The 15,387-nt window shown below is 62.7% G+C and carries 13 protein-coding genes and 1 pseudogene; 6 read left to right on the top strand and 8 right to left on the bottom strand.

Annotated features, from left to right (window positions below):
* Position 1 precedes the first annotated feature (1 nt).
* On the top strand, positions 2–1,330 hold the full coding sequence (locus ASD52_RS14030) for a capsule biosynthesis protein (protein ID WP_038575869.1): 1,329 nt from the start codon (positions 2–4) through the stop codon (positions 1,328–1,330).
* 31 nt (positions 1,331–1,361) lie between these two features.
* Here ASD52_RS14030 and ASD52_RS14025 read toward each other — a convergent pair whose 3' ends face one another.
* The 8 genes from ASD52_RS14025 to ASD52_RS13990 all read right to left on the bottom strand — a co-directional run bounded on the left by ASD52_RS14025 (position 1,362) and on the right by ASD52_RS13990 (position 10,539).
* Positions 1,362–2,372 (bottom strand): KpsF/GutQ family sugar-phosphate isomerase, encoded by a 1,011-nt coding sequence (locus ASD52_RS14025; RefSeq protein WP_038575867.1) that lies wholly within the window; start codon positions 2,370–2,372, stop codon positions 1,362–1,364.
* 145 nt (positions 2,373–2,517) lie between these two features.
* Complete coding sequence (locus tag ASD52_RS14020) at positions 2,518–2,973, bottom strand: Rrf2 family transcriptional regulator (RefSeq protein ID WP_025425861.1); 456 nt, start codon at positions 2,971–2,973, stop codon at positions 2,518–2,520.
* 171 nt (positions 2,974–3,144) lie between these two features.
* Positions 3,145–3,357, bottom strand: coding sequence for a hypothetical protein (locus tag ASD52_RS14015; protein WP_025425860.1), 213 nt, complete (start codon positions 3,355–3,357; stop codon positions 3,145–3,147).
* A gap of 510 nt (positions 3,358–3,867) precedes the next feature.
* Positions 3,868–6,408 carry a protein translocase subunit SecD gene (gene secD / locus ASD52_RS14010; RefSeq protein ID WP_057204246.1) on the bottom strand — a complete coding sequence of 847 codons (2,541 nt, stop codon included), beginning with the start codon at positions 6,406–6,408 and terminating at the stop codon, positions 3,868–3,870.
* Between the two features lie 101 nt (positions 6,409–6,509).
* Positions 6,510–6,851, bottom strand: a complete 342-nt coding sequence (locus ASD52_RS14005; protein ID WP_156612972.1) for a hypothetical protein — start codon at positions 6,849–6,851, stop codon at positions 6,510–6,512.
* 255 nt (positions 6,852–7,106) lie between these two features.
* Positions 7,107–8,711, bottom strand: coding sequence for a 5-guanidino-2-oxopentanoate decarboxylase (locus ASD52_RS14000; RefSeq protein ID WP_057204248.1), 1,605 nt, complete (start codon positions 8,709–8,711; stop codon positions 7,107–7,109).
* Entirely contained in the window at positions 8,708–9,898 is a 1,191-nt protein-coding gene (locus ASD52_RS13995; protein ID WP_057224652.1) for a pyridoxal phosphate-dependent aminotransferase, read from the bottom strand. The genes ASD52_RS14000 and ASD52_RS13995 overlap by 4 nt, the downstream gene beginning before the upstream one ends.
* Positions 9,899–9,915: 17 nt before the next feature.
* The gene (locus tag ASD52_RS13990; RefSeq protein ID WP_025425855.1) at positions 9,916–10,539 is read right to left on the bottom strand and encodes a TetR family transcriptional regulator C-terminal domain-containing protein; all 624 of its coding nucleotides are present in this window, start codon (positions 10,537–10,539) and stop codon (positions 9,916–9,918) included.
* A 285-nt stretch (positions 10,540–10,824) separates the two neighbouring features.
* Between ASD52_RS13990 and ASD52_RS13985 the strand changes: the two genes are divergently transcribed.
* From ASD52_RS13985 to ASD52_RS13965, 5 genes and pseudogenes are all read left to right on the top strand, one after another.
* On the top strand, positions 10,825–11,598 hold the full coding sequence (locus ASD52_RS13985) for an ATP-binding cassette domain-containing protein (protein WP_025425854.1): 774 nt from the start codon (positions 10,825–10,827) through the stop codon (positions 11,596–11,598).
* Positions 11,599–11,635: 37 nt separating this feature from the next.
* Positions 11,636–12,418: a transporter substrate-binding domain-containing protein gene (locus tag ASD52_RS13980; RefSeq protein ID WP_025425853.1), complete on the top strand. Its 783-nt coding sequence runs from the start codon at positions 11,636–11,638 to the stop codon at positions 12,416–12,418.
* A 59-nt stretch (positions 12,419–12,477) separates the two neighbouring features.
* Positions 12,478–13,203: an ABC transporter permease gene (locus ASD52_RS13975; RefSeq protein ID WP_025425852.1), complete on the top strand. Its 726-nt coding sequence runs from the start codon at positions 12,478–12,480 to the stop codon at positions 13,201–13,203.
* On the top strand, positions 13,200–14,024 hold the full coding sequence (locus tag ASD52_RS13970; protein ID WP_057204250.1) for an ABC transporter permease: 825 nt from the start codon (positions 13,200–13,202) through the stop codon (positions 14,022–14,024). The genes ASD52_RS13975 and ASD52_RS13970 overlap by 4 nt, the downstream gene beginning before the upstream one ends.
* Before the next feature lies 1 nt (position 14,025).
* Positions 14,026–15,191, top strand: a pseudogene (locus ASD52_RS13965) (M20 aminoacylase family protein).
* The last annotated feature ends 196 nt before the right edge of the window (positions 15,192–15,387 follow it).

The following is a 15,387-nucleotide window of genomic DNA, read 5'->3' as shown; positions in this document are numbered from 1 at the left end:
GATGGAAAACGCAGCGTTGAACACCCGTGTGTCAGCCGATCGGCCAAGCCGACGGGTCTTCCTGTTCCTGCAAGGCCCGTCATCGCCGATCTTCCGCAAGATCGCCGATCGGCTTGAGAGCTACGGCCACACCTGCCTGCGGATAAACCTCAATGTCGGCGACGAGATCATCTGGCGTCGCAAAGGCGCATCCAACTACCGCGGGAGAGCGGAGGATTGGCCGGACTATCTGGCACGCTTCATCGGCCTGCACCAGGTCACCGACATGATCCTGCTTGGCGAAGAGCGCCCCTATCATCAGGCTGCCACTGCGGTCGCCCGGCGGACCGGGGTCGCGATCGCCATCGTCGAGATGGGCTATCTCCGACCCGACTGGCTAACACTCGAGCGCGACGGCATGTCGTCGAACTCCCACTTTCCCGCCGACGCCGCCCATATCGTCGAAGCCGCGAAGACCCTGCCGGAGCCGGATTGGCGCAAGCACTACAGCCAGACCTTTCTCGCCGATGCCAGCTACGACCTTCTCTACAACCTGCCCAACGTCTTCCTGTGGTTCCTCTTTCCGCATTATCGCCGTCACGCGATCTTTCATCCACTTGCCGAATATGCCGGCTGGATCCGCCGCCTTTTCACCGGCAAAAGACGCAGTGCCGAGGCCGAGGAAACGGTCCGCATCCTGCTTTCGGAACGCGTGCCCTTTTTCGTCTATCCGCTGCAGCTCGAAACCGATTTCCAGCTGCGCGCCCACTCGCCGTTCCACAGCCAGAAGGACGCGATCGACGAGGTCATGCACTCGTTTGCAGCCGATGCGGCTAGGGAAACCAGACTGGTCTTCAAGGTTCATCCGCTCGACAACGATCTGATCGCCTGGCGCAAATTCATCGACGACAAGGCAGCGGAACTCGGGCTGACCGGTCGCGTGTTCTATCTCGATGGCGGCAATCTCGATGTGCTGGCAGAGGCCAGCGCCGGCATGGTCACGGTCAACTCGACCGCCGGTCTGCACGCGCTAAAGCAGGGACGCCCGGTCAGGGTGCTGGGCACGGCTGTGTTCGACATTGCCGGTTTGACGGACCAGCAGCCGCTGGAGGATTTCTGGCAAAGGCCGACAGCACCCGACGCCGAGGTGAGCAGCGCCATGTTCCGGCTGCTTGCGGCTTCGATCCAGGTGCGGGGCAATCTCTATTCAAGAACAGGAACCGACGCAGGCGCCCGGGCAATCGCCGAGCGCCTGCACGAGAACACGGTCAACCAGCCCGGCGCGTTCATCGATCCGCCACCGCGCCGGAAGCCGCAGAAAAGACAACGGCCAGCCTCGCGATCGGCATAGGCTGGCCGTAAAAATTCCAAGACGGCTTAACTCAGGCAACGCCGGCGCGAAGCAGATCGTGAATGTGCAGGATGCCGACGGGAAGCCCGTCGTCGTCGACGAGAAACAGCACGGTCACCTTGTGATCCTGCATGAACTCCATTGCACCGCTTGCCAGAACATCTCCCCTGATGACACGGGGGTTACGCGACATGACCGCCTCGACGGTCTGCGCAAGCAGATCGCCCGACATGTGGCGACGGAGGTCGCCGTCGGTGATGACGCCGGTCAGCTTGCCATCCTCGTCGACGATGCCGACGACACCAAAGCCCTTGGAAGACATCTCGATGACGGCTTCGCTCATCGGGCGACCGACGCTCAAGAGCGGCACCTGTTCCCCGGCATGCGCCAGTTCGCGCACGAGACGCAGTTGAGCGCCGAGCTTGCCGCCGGGATGGAAGGTCTTGAAATCTTCGGCGGAGAAACCGCGGCGCTCGAGCAGGGCGATGGCAAGCGCGTCGCCGACCGCAAGCTGCAGCATCGCCGACGTCGTCGGCGCCAGCCCATGCGGACAGGCTTCCTGAACCTTCGGCAGCACGATCGGCACTTCGGAGTTGCGAGCGAGAACGCTGTCGCGGTTGGACGAAATCGAAACGACCGGCACCTTGAAGCGCTTGGCATAGGTGAGCATGTTGGCGAGTTCCGCCGTTTCGCCCGACCAGGACAACAGGATCAGCACGTCCTGCGACGTGACCATGCCGAGATCGCCGTGGCTCGCCTCGGTCGGATGGACAAAATAGGCGGACGTGCCTGTTGATGCCATGGTCGCCGCCATCTTGCGGCCGATATGGCCACTCTTGCCGACGCCGGAAACGACAACGCGCCCCTGGCTTTCGCCAATGAGTTCGATCGCTTCGACCATGCTTTGCGCAAACGCCGTATCGGCACCGAGATGATCGGCCAGCGCCTTGATGCCTGCCATCGCCGTCGTCAGCGTCCTGCCGACCGACTCCAATGCGGCAGAACCGCGTCGCTCATCCGCTGATGCGTGTCTCAAACCCATGATGTTTCCATTCCCGCGAAGACGTTTGCGCCGGTTAGAAGCGGCGTTTCTCAGACCCATTGCAGGCAGATAGGCGCTTTTTCTTGGCAAACCAAGCCAAAGCCATCGAGTTTCGGCAGGAAATCCCACAAAGACGACGGTTTCGTCAGCCGACGCGCTGTTCTTCCGGCGCTTCGAGCGGCATCGACTTGTCGGCCGCAAACTCTTCGAGCGTCATGGAGTCCAGGATCGCGGCAACCGCGTCGCGCACGGTCGTCATCGACACACGGACCTGACAGGTCTCGGGATCATTGCAGTCCTCGCAGACCTCGTAAGCCGTGCGGCTGGCGCAGCGGATCGGCGCAAGCGGACCGTCAAGCGTCCGGATGACATGGCCGATGCGGATTTCCGCCGCCGGGCGCGACAGCGAATAGCCGCCGCCTGGCCCCTTCTTCGAACGCAGCATGCCGGCGTTGCGCAGTTCGAGCAGGATCGTATCCAGGAATTTTTTCGGGATATTGTTGCGCTGGGCGATTTCGGTAATGAAAGCCGTCTCTCCCGGCTCCAGTCGAGCGAGGTCGACAAGAGCCTTCAATCCGTACTTTCCCTTCTTCGTCAGCATTCCGGCAAGCTTTCCCTACGGTTCCCTTGAGAACGGGAATCATCCGCGCAAACGCAATCTTGTTTTGGCATAGCACAAGAATCGTGCGGCAAACACACAATTGTGGCACAGAATCAATGCAAAGCTTGGTCTGGGATTATACTCGGAATAAGGGGGCGGCCGCCCCAGACATTATGCTGCGGCCGCATCGCCATGGCGTTCGGCAGGCACTGCCTGACGCGCGAGCAGATGGCGAATTGCCGCGCGTGCTTCGTCAGCCGACCGGAACCGCTGAGCGTCCAGATCCCAGACATGGTACTTGACTGCCAGGAACTTGAACCGGCCGTCGTCCGGGACGACGACCCCGACGGCTTCGCCGCCATATTCGATAACCTGCTTGCTCATGCAAATAACGCTCCTTCCACACCCGGAGGCGCGGACATTTCAATTTCGGCAAAGGATGAATTTCGAGAGTTCGAGGATCACATTCGGCAGAGGCGAATGAGACGTTTCTTCACTGTTGCACGACAATGGGAACGCGTGCCGAAGAAGGCGGCGGTCGAGACGGTTTCGGACATGTCACACTCCTTTGGCTTGGTCCGGCATCGCAATGCCGGAGCGGTTCATGAACAACTGTGAGGCGGACTCGCCCGCGTCACAGAGCTGCAAACTAGAATAATCTACCAATTCCGTCAATTAAAAACATGATGACGCGAAAAATATTTCTCAACCCATCAAATTTTAGGGGTCCCGGATGCAATATCCGTTCTCCCGATCCGAAACCGGAGACCCTCGCTATCTAGGAAGCGACGAATCAACCTGCAAGGTACGGGGGCGATAAAGACAGCACTTTCTGACAAAAAAGGGGCGGCCCATAGGACCGCCCCTTCACATTTTATAACCTCAGCCCTGATATCAGGCGGCCGGTGCGCCCGGCTGCGTGGTTCCGGTGCCGGTGCGGGTCGCTTCGCGATCCTTCCACCAACGATTGAGGAAGAGCAGGATCGGGCCGCCGATGTAGATCGACGACGTCGTCGCGACGATAACACCGAAGATCATCGGCCAGGCGAAGCTCTTGACGGCATCGCCGCCCCAGATTGCCATCGGCACCAGTGACAGCGCCGTGGCCATCGAGGTGAAGATGCATCGCGCGATCACCTGGTTGATGCTCATGTCGATGAGGTCGGAGAACGGCATCGACTTGTACTTGCGCAGGTTCTCGCGCATGCGGTCGTAGACCACGACCTTGTCGTTGACGGAGTAACCGATCATCGTCAGCAGTGCGGCGATGGCCGTCAGGTTGAAGTCGATGCCGGTGAGCGCGAAGAAGCCGATCGTCTTGGTGATGTCGAGCAGCAGGACCGCGATCGCGCCGACGGCGAAGTGCCATTCGAAGCGGAACCAGATGTAGAACAGGATCGCCACCATCGCGAGACCGACGGCAAGGAAGCCCGAACGCGCGAGTTCCGTGCTGATCGTCGGGCCGACGACTTCCGTCCGCTCGAAGGTCACGTCGGGAATGGTCTGAACGGCTGCATCCTTGATCTTGTTCAGGGCAACCGTCTGCTCCTGCTCACCGCCGGGCTGGCGCTGAACGCGGATCAGGACCGACTTGTCCTGGCCGAATTCCTGAAGGGCGACTTCACCGATGTTGAGCGACTCCAGACCATGGCGCAGCGCCGGCAGATCGAGCTTCTGCTTGGATGTCGCTTCCACCTGGATACCGCCGACGAAGTCGATGCCGTAGTTGAGGCCGGGCGTGAAGAACAACACGACCGAGCTGATCGACAGGAAGGCGGACATGCCGATGGCAACGAAACGGCCCTTCATGAAGGAGAAGGACGGCAGATGCGGAACACGTCCGAAGAGCGAGGGGATCTCGAGCTTCTTCATCTTCCGGCGGATGACGACTTCACGCATCATCAGGCGCACGACGGTCACCGACGTGAACATCGAGATGACGATGCCGAGCATCATGGTCACCGCAAAGCCCTTGACCGGTCCGGAGCCGAACGCAAACAGCAGCACGGTGCCCGAAAGCGTGGTGACGTTGGAGTCGATGATCGTCGCATAGGCTTTGTTGAAGCCGATATCGAGCGCCTTCATGGCGCCGGCGCCGCCCTCGGTTTCTTCTCGAATACGGGCATTGATGAGAATGTTGGCGTCCACCGCCATGCCGATGCCGAGGATGATACCGGCGATGCCGGGAAGCGTAAGGGTCGAGCCGAGCATTGCGAGCACGCCGATCGTCAGAATGGTGTGCAGTACCAAGCCGACGTTAGCGATCATGCCCCATGCGCCGTAGAGCACGACCATGAGGGCAACCACGAGGCCGAAACCGGCAAGGCCGGTGAAGATGCCCATGCGGATGGAATCGCTGCCGAGGTTCGGGCCAACGGAACGCTCTTCGATCACGGTCAACGGTGCGGGCAGTGCGCCCGAGCGCAGCAGTGCCGAAAGAACGGTTGCTTCCTGTGCGGTGAAATTACCGCTGATCTGACCGTTACCGCCGATGATCGGTTCGCGGATGACGGGCGCGGTCAGGACTTTGCCGTCAAGCACGATGGCGAAGGGCCGGCCGACATTGTCACGGGTGATTTCGGCGAACTGCCGGGCGCCGAGCGAATCGAAGGTGAACGAGACAATCGGCTCATTGGTGCGCTGGTCGAAGCCGGCCTTGGAATCGGCCAGACGCTCGCCTGAAATGGCGATGCGGCTTTCGACCGGATATCTGTTGCCGTCGTTGGCACCGGGCAGGATGTCGACGCCACGGGGCGCCGGCTGCGTCACGTCGACGGTCTGATCCAGCATGTGGAAGCTCATCTGGGCGGTCGAGCCCAGGAGTTGGCGGAGCCCGGTCGGATCCTGCAGGCCCGGAAGCTGGACGAGAATACGGTTGGAACCGACGCGCTGGATCAACGGCTCGGCGACGCCGACCGTGTCGACGCGCCGGCGAATGATCTCGAGGCTCTGTTCGACCGCCTTGGTCATCCGGTCGTTGAGGCCGGCTTCGGTCATTGCCAGGCTAATGTTGCCACCGTTCTCGGTGACTTCGATATCCGAGGCCGAACCACCGAAACCGAGCGTGCCGACAGGGGCTGCGAGCTCCTTGAGCTTCGGCAGCGCCTTTTCGAGGTCGGCCGGATCGTCGATCTTGACGGTGACGGCATCGCCGCTGATGCGCGCCGACGAGGCGGGAATGCGCTCGCCGCGAAGCGCCCTGCGCGTATCGTCGAGCAGGGTTTCAAGCCGCGCCTTGCGCAGGCCGGCGGCGTCGACCTCGAGGACGAGGTGAGAGCCGCCCTTCAGGTCGAGGCCGAGGGTAACGGGCTTCACCGGCAGCCAGGCGCCGAATTGCTCGCGTTGTGCCGGCGAGAGAACGTTTGGCAGCGCTGCTATGCATCCGAAGATGATAACGACGACATAGGCGAAAATCGCCCATTTGGATGTACGCATGTTGTGGTTCCAAGAGAGCCTGTACGGGCGAAAGCCGCGTGATCAGGACTTTGTTTCATCAAGGGCATGAACACGATCGCAGCGATCATCGTGCCCGAATATCAGCAATCACCAGAGGCGCGCGGAGGCGCACGGATTTGCGGGCCGCGGTTCGACAAACCATCGGCGAAGGGGGTACGGCCGAAAGCGAGGTCTTCGCCGGACGGCTCGAAAGCAAGAAACTGGACCGACGCAAGCAGCATCGGCACCGCGCCGTCGCCGGTCGCGGATTTGCCATCCTTGCGTTCGGCGGTAAAGCGCAGATCCGAAACCGGGGTGGCGCGCGAAATCTGGCGCGCGGCGGGGTGATCCGAAGGAACGGTGCCAGGCGCGGAGAAATTGCCCGCCTGCTGTTCGGCTGAAAGACGCGAGGAGAAGCCCTGCCCGACGACGATCAGCTGCATGGCGAGCGAGGCACAGAAGAGCCACAGCACGGCGATTAGCCGGCCGGCAAACTTGCCTCTGTTGCCACCACACACTGGGTCCATTCGGGACGCCGCCCCTTCCTCGGCGCTTGGCGCCTGAAAGTTCAATTCAGCCGGAATGCAACAAATCTAGCCGAAGAACATGGCCGGAATCGAGCACGAGGCGCTCTTAACACCATTGCGGGCGCGAAATGTCAAATTTCGCGCCGCTCAAACGGTGACATGATTTGCAGGTTACGCGGTTGCGCCGCTGGTTTTCACCTGATGAATCTCGATCAGCGACGGCCCGCTGCGCGCGACGGCATCCGCAAGTGCCCGCGAAAGGTCAGTGACCGACGTCAGCCTTTCCGCCTCGATGCCATAGGCCTTGGCGGCGAGGATAAAGTCCGGCGCAGACGGCCTCACACCCTCCGGCGTCACACCGGAATCGATCATGTAGGACTCGATCTCCTGATAGCCGTCGTTGTTCCAGACGAGGAAGATCACCCGCGCTTGGACATCGACGGCAGAACCAATCTCGGCAAGCGAAAACTGGAAACCACCATCGCCGACAAGGCAGACGACCGGCCGCGACGGGTCGGCCACGGCAGCACCGACGGCTGCCGGCGGCGCGTAGCCCAATGCCCCGTACCCCGTCGCCGAGTTGAACCAGCTGCGCTGGCGCGGCGCGTCGCAATAAAGGTTGCCGGCGTAGACGGCCTGAGTGGAGTCACCGACGATGGTGCAGTCCGGCAGCGCCTTGTAGACCGCATCGATCACGGCAATCTCGGCCCGCATCTTCGCCGTCAGCTCCTTCAGCGCCGCCTTACGCGCTACCTCGGCGCGGGCCGCTCCATCCTTCGGCGCATGTCCCGGCAGGAAAGCCAGAATGCTCGCCGTCGCCGTCTTGGCGCCGGAGAGGATCGAAAGTGCGGCATGCGGACCGCGGGCCAGCTGTGCTGCATCGATGTCGGTACGGATCAGGTTGCGCAGCACCGGGAACCCGCCATCGGCATACATGTCGTAGTCGGTCTGGCCCATCTCAGTGCCAAGCGCCAGCACGAGATCAGCCTCCTTGAGCAGCGATCGCACCGCCTTGAGGCTGGGGCTTGCCGGAACGCGCAGCGGGCTGCCGGCCAGCATGCCGCGCGCATTCACCGTCGTGACGACGGGCGCGCCGATCTGCTCGGCAAGTGCCCTGACCTCCGCCTCGGCAGTCAGAGCGCCGCCGCCGCAGATGATCACCGGGCGGGTCGCGTCGGCGCAGAGGATCGCGGCGCGTTGTAGCGTCTCGCTGTCGGAGCGCGGACGGGTCGCGGCGGCCGAGCGGATCGTCTTCGGCTCGATCCGTGCCGTCATGACGTCGGTCGGGATCTCGATATGCACCGGCCCTGGCCGGCCGGACAGCAGCACAGAGAAAGCCCGGTCGACGACAAAAGGCAGGTCGTCGGGATTGAGCAAGGTGTGCGAATAGAGCGCCAGCGTCTTGATCATGCCGTGCTGGTCGGGAAGCTCATGCAGCAGCCCGCGACCGTGCCCAAGCGAATCGCGACGATTGACGCCTGAAATTACCAGCATCGGGATCGAATCCTGCCGGGCCTGCGCCATGGCGGTGATGGTGTTGGTCAAGCCCGGTCCGGTGATGACAAGGGCGACGCCCGGCTTGCCGCTGACGCGGGCATAGCCATCGGCCATGAAGCCGGCGCCCTGCTCGTGACGGGGGGTGACGTGGCGGATCTTCGATGCCGCCAGGCCGCGATAGAGCTCGACCGTATGAACGCCCGGAATACCGAACACCACCTCGACGCCATTGGCCTCGAGCAGATCGACCAGGGCTTCGCCTACTGTTTTCGTGGTCATGCGCGGCGCTCCTGACGCAGTGTGGCGCGCTCGGCAAGCACGGTGATGCGACGGCAAGCCTCGTCGATGTCCTTGTCGGGCACGGTCAGGCTGACGCGCAGAAAGTTCTGCGCCTCGTCACCGAAGGAGGATCCCGGCATCACCGCGACCCCCTCTTCCTCCAAAAGCGCCCAGGCGAAGGCTTCGCCGGTCATGCCGGTGGCCGACACGTCGATCAGCGTGAACATGCCAGCCTCCGGTGGCAAGATCAGGATGCCTGGCGCATTGGCGAGGCCCTCGACGATGCGGCGCGAGCGAGACTTGTAGGTCTCGCGCATCCGCCGCGCCGTATCGATGTCATGCGTCAGCGCGTAAGCCGTCATATCGGCAATGAACGGCTGCACGCCGAACAGCATGGTTTCCGACACCGGCAGAAGCCTATTGGTAAACTCCTCCGGCCCGACGGCCCAGCCGCTGCGGAAGCCTGGCGCTGCATGCGACTTGGAGATCGACGACACGACGATAGTGCGCTCGGCCAGATCCGGATTGTCGAACGGAGAGGCAAACACGGCGTCGAACACCAATTCCTCGTAGACCTCGTCGCAGACGATCCAGAGATCGTGGCGGCGCGCGACCTCGCCGATCTCGGCGATTTCAGCCGCGGTCAGTACGGCCCCGGTCGGATTGTGCGGCGTGTTGAGCAGCAGCACCCGGCATTCCGGCGTGATCGCCTTCTCGATATCGGCGGCCTGCATGTGAAAACCAAACTCCGGCTTCAGCGGCACCAGCACGTGATGGGCGCCCGTCGACTGGATGACGCCCTCATAGGTGGCGTAGAGCGGATCGCCGACGAGAACGGCATCGCCGGCCTCGACCAGGCCCAGCATGACGCCGAAGAGCGCCGTCTGCGTGCCCGGGAAGCACATGACGTTTTCGGTGGTGACATCGGCGCGGCGACGGCGGTACTTCTCGACGAGCGCCGCCACGACCGCATGCTCGCCGCGGCCGTTGGAATAACGATAGCGACCGGCATTCATGGCACGCTGGCATTCATCGAGCAGAGCGCGGTCCGGCGGCACGTCCGGCTCGCCGATCGTCAGCTCGATGATATCGGCACCACTCGCCTTCAGTTGCCGCGCACGGATGTGCAGCGACCATTTTCCCGAACCGAGGTCGGCGAGGCGTTCGGTGATCGATGCATAGCGCATGGTGTTTTCTCCCGTTTTCATTGTTTGTCACTGCCAATCGAGGTGCCGAGCAGCGCCTCGACCGAGGCCATGGCGATGGCGACCAGTTCGCCTTCCCGAAACAGATCTCCCGCCAGGCACCCTTCGATCCACAGGCCGTCGACGAGGCCGTTGATCGCGATCGCGTAGGCGCGGCAGGTTTCCGCGTCGGCCGGTTTGTTCTTCACCGCCAAGAAATCGGCAAGCAGGTCCTGCAGCGTGTTGCGAAAGGTCAGGTAGCCGTCCCGGTGGATTTCGGCGAGGATCGGGTCGACGCGGACCTGGCTGATGAAAGCCGCCCAGAGCGAGATGCTGCGGCTGTCGGCGACCGGCTCGGTCAGGTTGATGGCGATGAAGTCCCTCAGCCGCGTTTCCGGGTCGCCTTCGACATGGGCGGCCTTGTCGGTCAGCGACGCGATCACCGCACGGTAGGCCTCGGCGACCATCTGGTCCTTCGATTCGAAATAGTGCCGGACCAGCCCAGCCGTCACCCCGGCGCGGATAGCGATCTGGCGCACTGTCGCACCCTTCAGGCCGAATTCGGCGATGCAATCGAGCGTCGCTTCGATCAGCTCCTGGCGGCGTTCTCCTTCAGGGGCCCGGTGAAACGCGCGACGATTCATGCCGTCATCCGTGCCATCATCCGCGCACGGGGGTCGGCGAACGGGTTCGTCAAATCCTTCGAGCGGAACGGATGCATGGGAGCTCCTTCAGGGAAAATCGGGCACGCGGCGGGCGATAAAAAAACGACGATACGTGTTATTATACGCTTGAACAATAGCGGCACAAGTGCAACCATGCCTGCCAACAAAGACCGTGACAAGCCAAAGATGCTGCACGGAAAGACGACAGGGGAACTGTTTCATGCCTTCACGGAAAGCTCGCAGAGCCATTGGATCGGCGCGTCGATGACGGATGCGGCCCAGGCAATCGCGGTCACTGACCTGCACAAGCGTTTCGGGCCATTGGAAGTGCTGAAGGGAGTTTCGCTCACAGCGAAACAGGGCGACGTCATCGCCATCATCGGCGGCAGCGGCTCCGGCAAGTCCACCTTCCTGCGCTGTATCAACATGCTGGAACTGCCGTCCGCCGGCACTGTCAGCGTACACGGCGAAAAGATCCGGATGAAACCGGACGGCCGCGGCGGACTTGTCCCGGAAGACCGAAAACAGGTCCAGCGCATCCGCAGCCAGCTCGGCATGGTCTTCCAGAGCTTCAATCTCTGGCAACACATGACAATCCTCGAAAACGTCATCGAGGCGCCGATCCATGTGCTCGGCAAACCGAAGGCCGAGGTGATCGCCACCGCCGAATCGCTGCTCAAGCGCGTCGGGCTCTATGAAAAACGCGATGCCTATCCGGCTTTCCTGTCGGGCGGTCAGCAGCAGCGTGCCGCCATCGCCCGCGCGCTCGCCATCCAGCCGCTGGTCATGCTCTTCGACGAACCGACCTCGGCGCTCGATCCTGAACTGGTCGGCGAAGTGCTCTCGGTGATCGGCGATCTCGCTCGCGAGAAGCGCACGATGATCCTCGTCACCCACGAGATGAAGTTCGCGCGCGACGTCGCCAATCACATCATCTTTCTGCACAACGGCGTCATCGAGGAACAGGGCTCGCCTGAGGCCATCTTCGGCGCGCCTAGATCCGAAAGGCTCAAGAAGTTCATCAGCTCCATTCACTGAATTCAACAATGCTCAACAACCAAAAAAGGGGAACAGCATGAAGAAGACATTGAAAGTCCTGGCGGTTGCGGCCGCCATCGCCGTCAGTGGCGGCATCGCCGCTTCGGCGGAAGCATTGAAGGTCGGCGTCGCCGCCGAGCCTTACCCGCCCTTCACTGCGCCGGATGCGAACGGCAACTGGGAAGGCTGGGAAGTCGAGTTCATGAAGGCCGTCTGTGCCGAGGCGAAGCTCGAATGCGTGCTGACCCCCGTCGCCTGGGACGGCATCATCCCGGCGCTGACCTCGAAGAAGATCGACATGATCATGAGTTCGATGTCGATCACCGACGAGCGGCTGAAGACGATCGACTTCTCCGACAAGTACTACAACACACCGACCGGCGTCATCGGCACCAAGGGCGTCGACTTCAAGCCGACGCCTGAAGGCCTTGCTGGCAAGACGATCGGTGTCCAGGTCTCGACCGTGCACCAGGCCTATGCCGCCAAGCATTTCGCCTCGGCCGGCATCGAGGTCAAGGAATACCAGACGCAGGACGAGGCCAACAACGATCTGGCCGCCGGACGCGTGGACGCGGTCCAGGCGGACGCGATCGCGCTCAAGGCCTTCCTTGCGACGGACCAGGGCAAGGAGTGCTGCGACTACAAGGGTGATGTGGCCGAGGACGTGGCCGTGATCGGCCCGGGCGTCGGCGTCGGCCTGCGCAAGGGCGAGACCGAACTCAAGGACAAGCTCAACACCGCGATCAAGGCGATCCGCGACAACGGCACCTACGACACGTTCTCGAAGACGTACTTCGACTTCGACATCTACGGCAAATAAGGCGCAACCGGCCGGCAGCCCTCGGGCTGCCGGCCGGTGCCTTCGGAGGTCGAAGACGCATGGCATCGGATTCTATCGTCAACTGGAGCCTGCTCGCACTGTCCGCACCCGGTTGGGGCGGCGTGCTGCTGCAGGGTTTCTTCAACTCGATCCAGATCGCCGTCGGCGGTTTTGCGCTCGGCATGGCGCTCGGCGTCGGCGGCGCCTTCGGCAAACTCTATGGCGGTCCGATCCTGCGTGACCTGCTCGAATGCTACACCACGGTCGTCAGGGCCGTGCCCGAGCTGGTGCTCATCCTTCTGCTCTACTACGCCGGCACCGATCTGTTGAACCAGTTGCTGGCGCTGTTCGGCATCGGCCCGGTCGACATCAGCGGCCTGATGGCCGGCATCTTCGTCATCGGCGTGGTTCAGGGCGCCTATTCGACCGAGGTGCTTCGCGGCGCGATCAAGGCGGTTCCGGCCGGGCAGATCGAAGCCGCCCGCGCCTATGGCATGTCGCCCCTGAAGGTGCTGCGGCGTGTCACCTTGCCGGCCATGCTGCCCTACGCCATCCCGGGCCTTTCCAATCTGTGGCTGATCGCCACCAAGGACACGGCGCTTCTGGCCGTCGTCGGCTTCAGCGAACTGACGCTCGTCACGCGCCAGGCGGCGGGCACGACCAAGGCCTATCTGTTGTTCTTCCTTGCGGCCGGCGCGCTCTATCTGGCGCTGACGCTCATCTCCAACATCTTCATCGGCATGCTGGAACGACATGCGAGGCGCGGTTTCGCGGAGCAGCGATGACGGATCAAACCACCCACGCCATCGCCTTCACGCCCGAGGACCTGCCGACCGCGCGCAGTTTCTTCCAGCCGCATCGCATCGTGATGATGCTGGTCTTTGCCGCGTTCGTCGTCACCGTCGCCGTCTTCATGCGCTGGGACTGGTTGCCGCGCTACCTGCCGCGTCTCGGCTGGGGCATTCTCATCAGCCTGGTGATGCTGTTCAGCACATCGATCCTCGGCTTCCTGCTCGCCGTACCGATCGGCCTGGCGCAGGTGACCGGCCCGTGGTTCTTCAAGTTGCCGGCAAAGGTGTTCTGCACCGTCATTCGCGGCACGCCGCTGCTCCTCCAGCTTTGGCTTCTCTATTACGGGCTCGGCTCGCTGTTCCCGCAGTTTCCTGCCATCCGCCAATCCTTTCTCTGGCCGTATCTGCGCGAAGCATGGCCCTATGGCGTCGCGGCGCTGACGATATCCTTCGCAGCCTACGAGGGCGAAGTGATGCGCGGCGCTTTTGCAGGCGTTCCCGCCGGCGAACTGGAAGCTGCCAAGGCCTATGGCATGAGCCGCTGGACGATGTTCCGCCGCATCTGGCTGCCGCGCGCCATCCACCGTGCCCTGCCGACGCTCAATGGCGAGGCAGTGCTGCAGCTGAAATCAACGCCGCTGGTGGCGACGATCACCGTCGTTGACGTCTACGCGGTGATTTCGAAGGTCCGCCAGGAAACGTTCCTGACCTACGAGCCGCTGCTGCTGCTCGCGCTCATCTACATGTGCCTCACCGGCATTCTGGTGGTGGCCTTCCGCACGTTCGAGAATCGCATACCAACCCGTGGTGCATGACATGAAGCTTTCCTCCTCCATCGACAACGCCATGCCGGACCTCGTCGCCATCCGGCACGATCTGCATGCCCACCCCGAACTCGGCCTGGAGGAGACGCGCACCTCCGCCTTCATCGCCCGGCACCTCGCCGAACTCGGCTACGAGGTGACGACGGGGCTTGCCAAGACCGGCGTCGTCGGGACGTTGCGCAATGGCAGCGGGTTACGTTCGATCGGCATTCGCGCCGATATCGATGCGCTTCCGATCCTTGAGGAAACCGGCCTCGGCTACGCCAGCAAGACACCGGGGCTGATGCATGCCTGCGGCCACGACGGCCACACGACGATGCTGCTCGGCGCGGCGCCCTTGCCGAACGCCGCAATTTCGATGGCACCATTCACCTGATCTTCCAGCCGGCCGAGGAGAATTTCGGCGGCGCCAAGATCATGATGGACGAAGGGCTGTTTGAAAAATTCCCCTGCGACGCGGTCTTTGCGCTTCACAACGAACCGGGCCTGCCCTTCGGGCAGTTCGCTTTGCGCGAAGGGCCGATCATGGCGGCGGTCGACGAAGCGCGGATCACCGTGCACGGACGCGGCGGCCATGGTGCCGAACCGCAGGACACCGCCGACCCGATCGTCTGCGGCGCTTCGATCATCATGGCGCTGCAGTCGATCGTCTCGCGCAACATTCACCCGATGGATCCGTCCGTCGTCACCGTCGGCGCCTTCCATGCCGGCTCCGCCAGCAACATCATCCCGGAGCGCGCCGAGATCGTCGTCGGCATCCGGTCCTTCGACCCCGCCGTGCGCGACGAGCTGGAGCGCCGTATCCGCATGATCGCAGAGGCGCAAGCCGCAAGCTTCGGCATGCGCGCAACGGTCGACTATCTGCGCAGCTACGACGCGACCATCAACCACAAGGCAGAGACGGATTTTGTCCGCGATCTTGCCGTCCGCTTTGCCGGTGCCGACAAGGTGATCGATCTCGCCCGCCCGTTCATGGGCAGCGAGGACTTCGCCTACATGCTGCAGGAGCGGCCGGGGACTTACTTCTTCCTCGGCTCGAAAGTGAGCGGCGAGGAGAAGCCGCTCCATCATCCCGCCTACAACTTCAACGACGATCTTCTGCCCGTCGGCGCCGCCTTCTGGACGGAGCTTGCGGAAGCCTATCTGCCGACGCGCTGAAAACGGCGACACAACACCAAGCGCCCCCATGTGCTCGTGCCATCGATGACCGGCGCGCCCGCTCCCTTTTGCCGCAAGCGCGACATTGCCGCAGTGTGACAACGTGGCGGCCGGCCCATCATTGACCTTTGGCAATTTTGGCTCAGATTCAATCACATGCTGAAATTCGGGTGCAACCACAGGATTGGCCCGGCCC

Origin of the sequence: Ensifer sp. Root142 (genome assembly GCF_001426785.1) — a bacterium.
Classification (GTDB): domain Bacteria; phylum Pseudomonadota; class Alphaproteobacteria; order Rhizobiales; family Rhizobiaceae; genus Ensifer; species Ensifer canadensis.
This window is presented reverse-complemented; position numbering and strand designations above follow the sequence as displayed.

Coding starts and splice junctions, on each gene's coding strand:
- ASD52_RS14000 (WP_057204248.1), bottom strand. CDS start 8,711: ATGACCACGAAAACAGTAGGCGAAGCCCTGGTCGATCTGCTCGAGGCC.
- ASD52_RS13975 (WP_025425852.1), top strand. CDS start 12,478: ATGGCATCGGATTCTATCGTCAACTGGAGCCTGCTCGCACTGTCCGCA.
- ASD52_RS13980 (WP_025425853.1), top strand. CDS start 11,636: ATGAAGAAGACATTGAAAGTCCTGGCGGTTGCGGCCGCCATCGCCGTC.
- ASD52_RS14005 (WP_156612972.1), bottom strand. CDS start 6,851: ATGCAGCTGATCGTCGTCGGGCAGGGCTTCTCCTCGCGTCTTTCAGCC.
- ASD52_RS13970 (WP_057204250.1), top strand. CDS start 13,200: ATGACGGATCAAACCACCCACGCCATCGCCTTCACGCCCGAGGACCTG.
- ASD52_RS13990 (WP_025425855.1), bottom strand. CDS start 10,539: ATGAATCGTCGCGCGTTTCACCGGGCCCCTGAAGGAGAACGCCGCCAG.
- ASD52_RS13995 (WP_057224652.1), bottom strand. CDS start 9,898: ATGCGCTATGCATCGATCACCGAACGCCTCGCCGACCTCGGTTCGGGA.
- ASD52_RS14030 (WP_038575869.1), top strand. CDS start 2: ATGGAAAACGCAGCGTTGAACACCCGTGTGTCAGCCGATCGGCCAAGC.
- ASD52_RS14025 (WP_038575867.1), bottom strand. CDS start 2,372: ATGGGTTTGAGACACGCATCAGCGGATGAGCGACGCGGTTCTGCCGCA.
- ASD52_RS14020 (WP_025425861.1), bottom strand. CDS start 2,973: ATGCTGACGAAGAAGGGAAAGTACGGATTGAAGGCTCTTGTCGACCTC.
- ASD52_RS13985 (WP_025425854.1), top strand. CDS start 10,825: ATGACGGATGCGGCCCAGGCAATCGCGGTCACTGACCTGCACAAGCGT.
- ASD52_RS14015 (WP_025425860.1), bottom strand. CDS start 3,357: ATGAGCAAGCAGGTTATCGAATATGGCGGCGAAGCCGTCGGGGTCGTC.
- secD (WP_057204246.1), bottom strand. CDS start 6,408: ATGCGTACATCCAAATGGGCGATTTTCGCCTATGTCGTCGTTATCATC.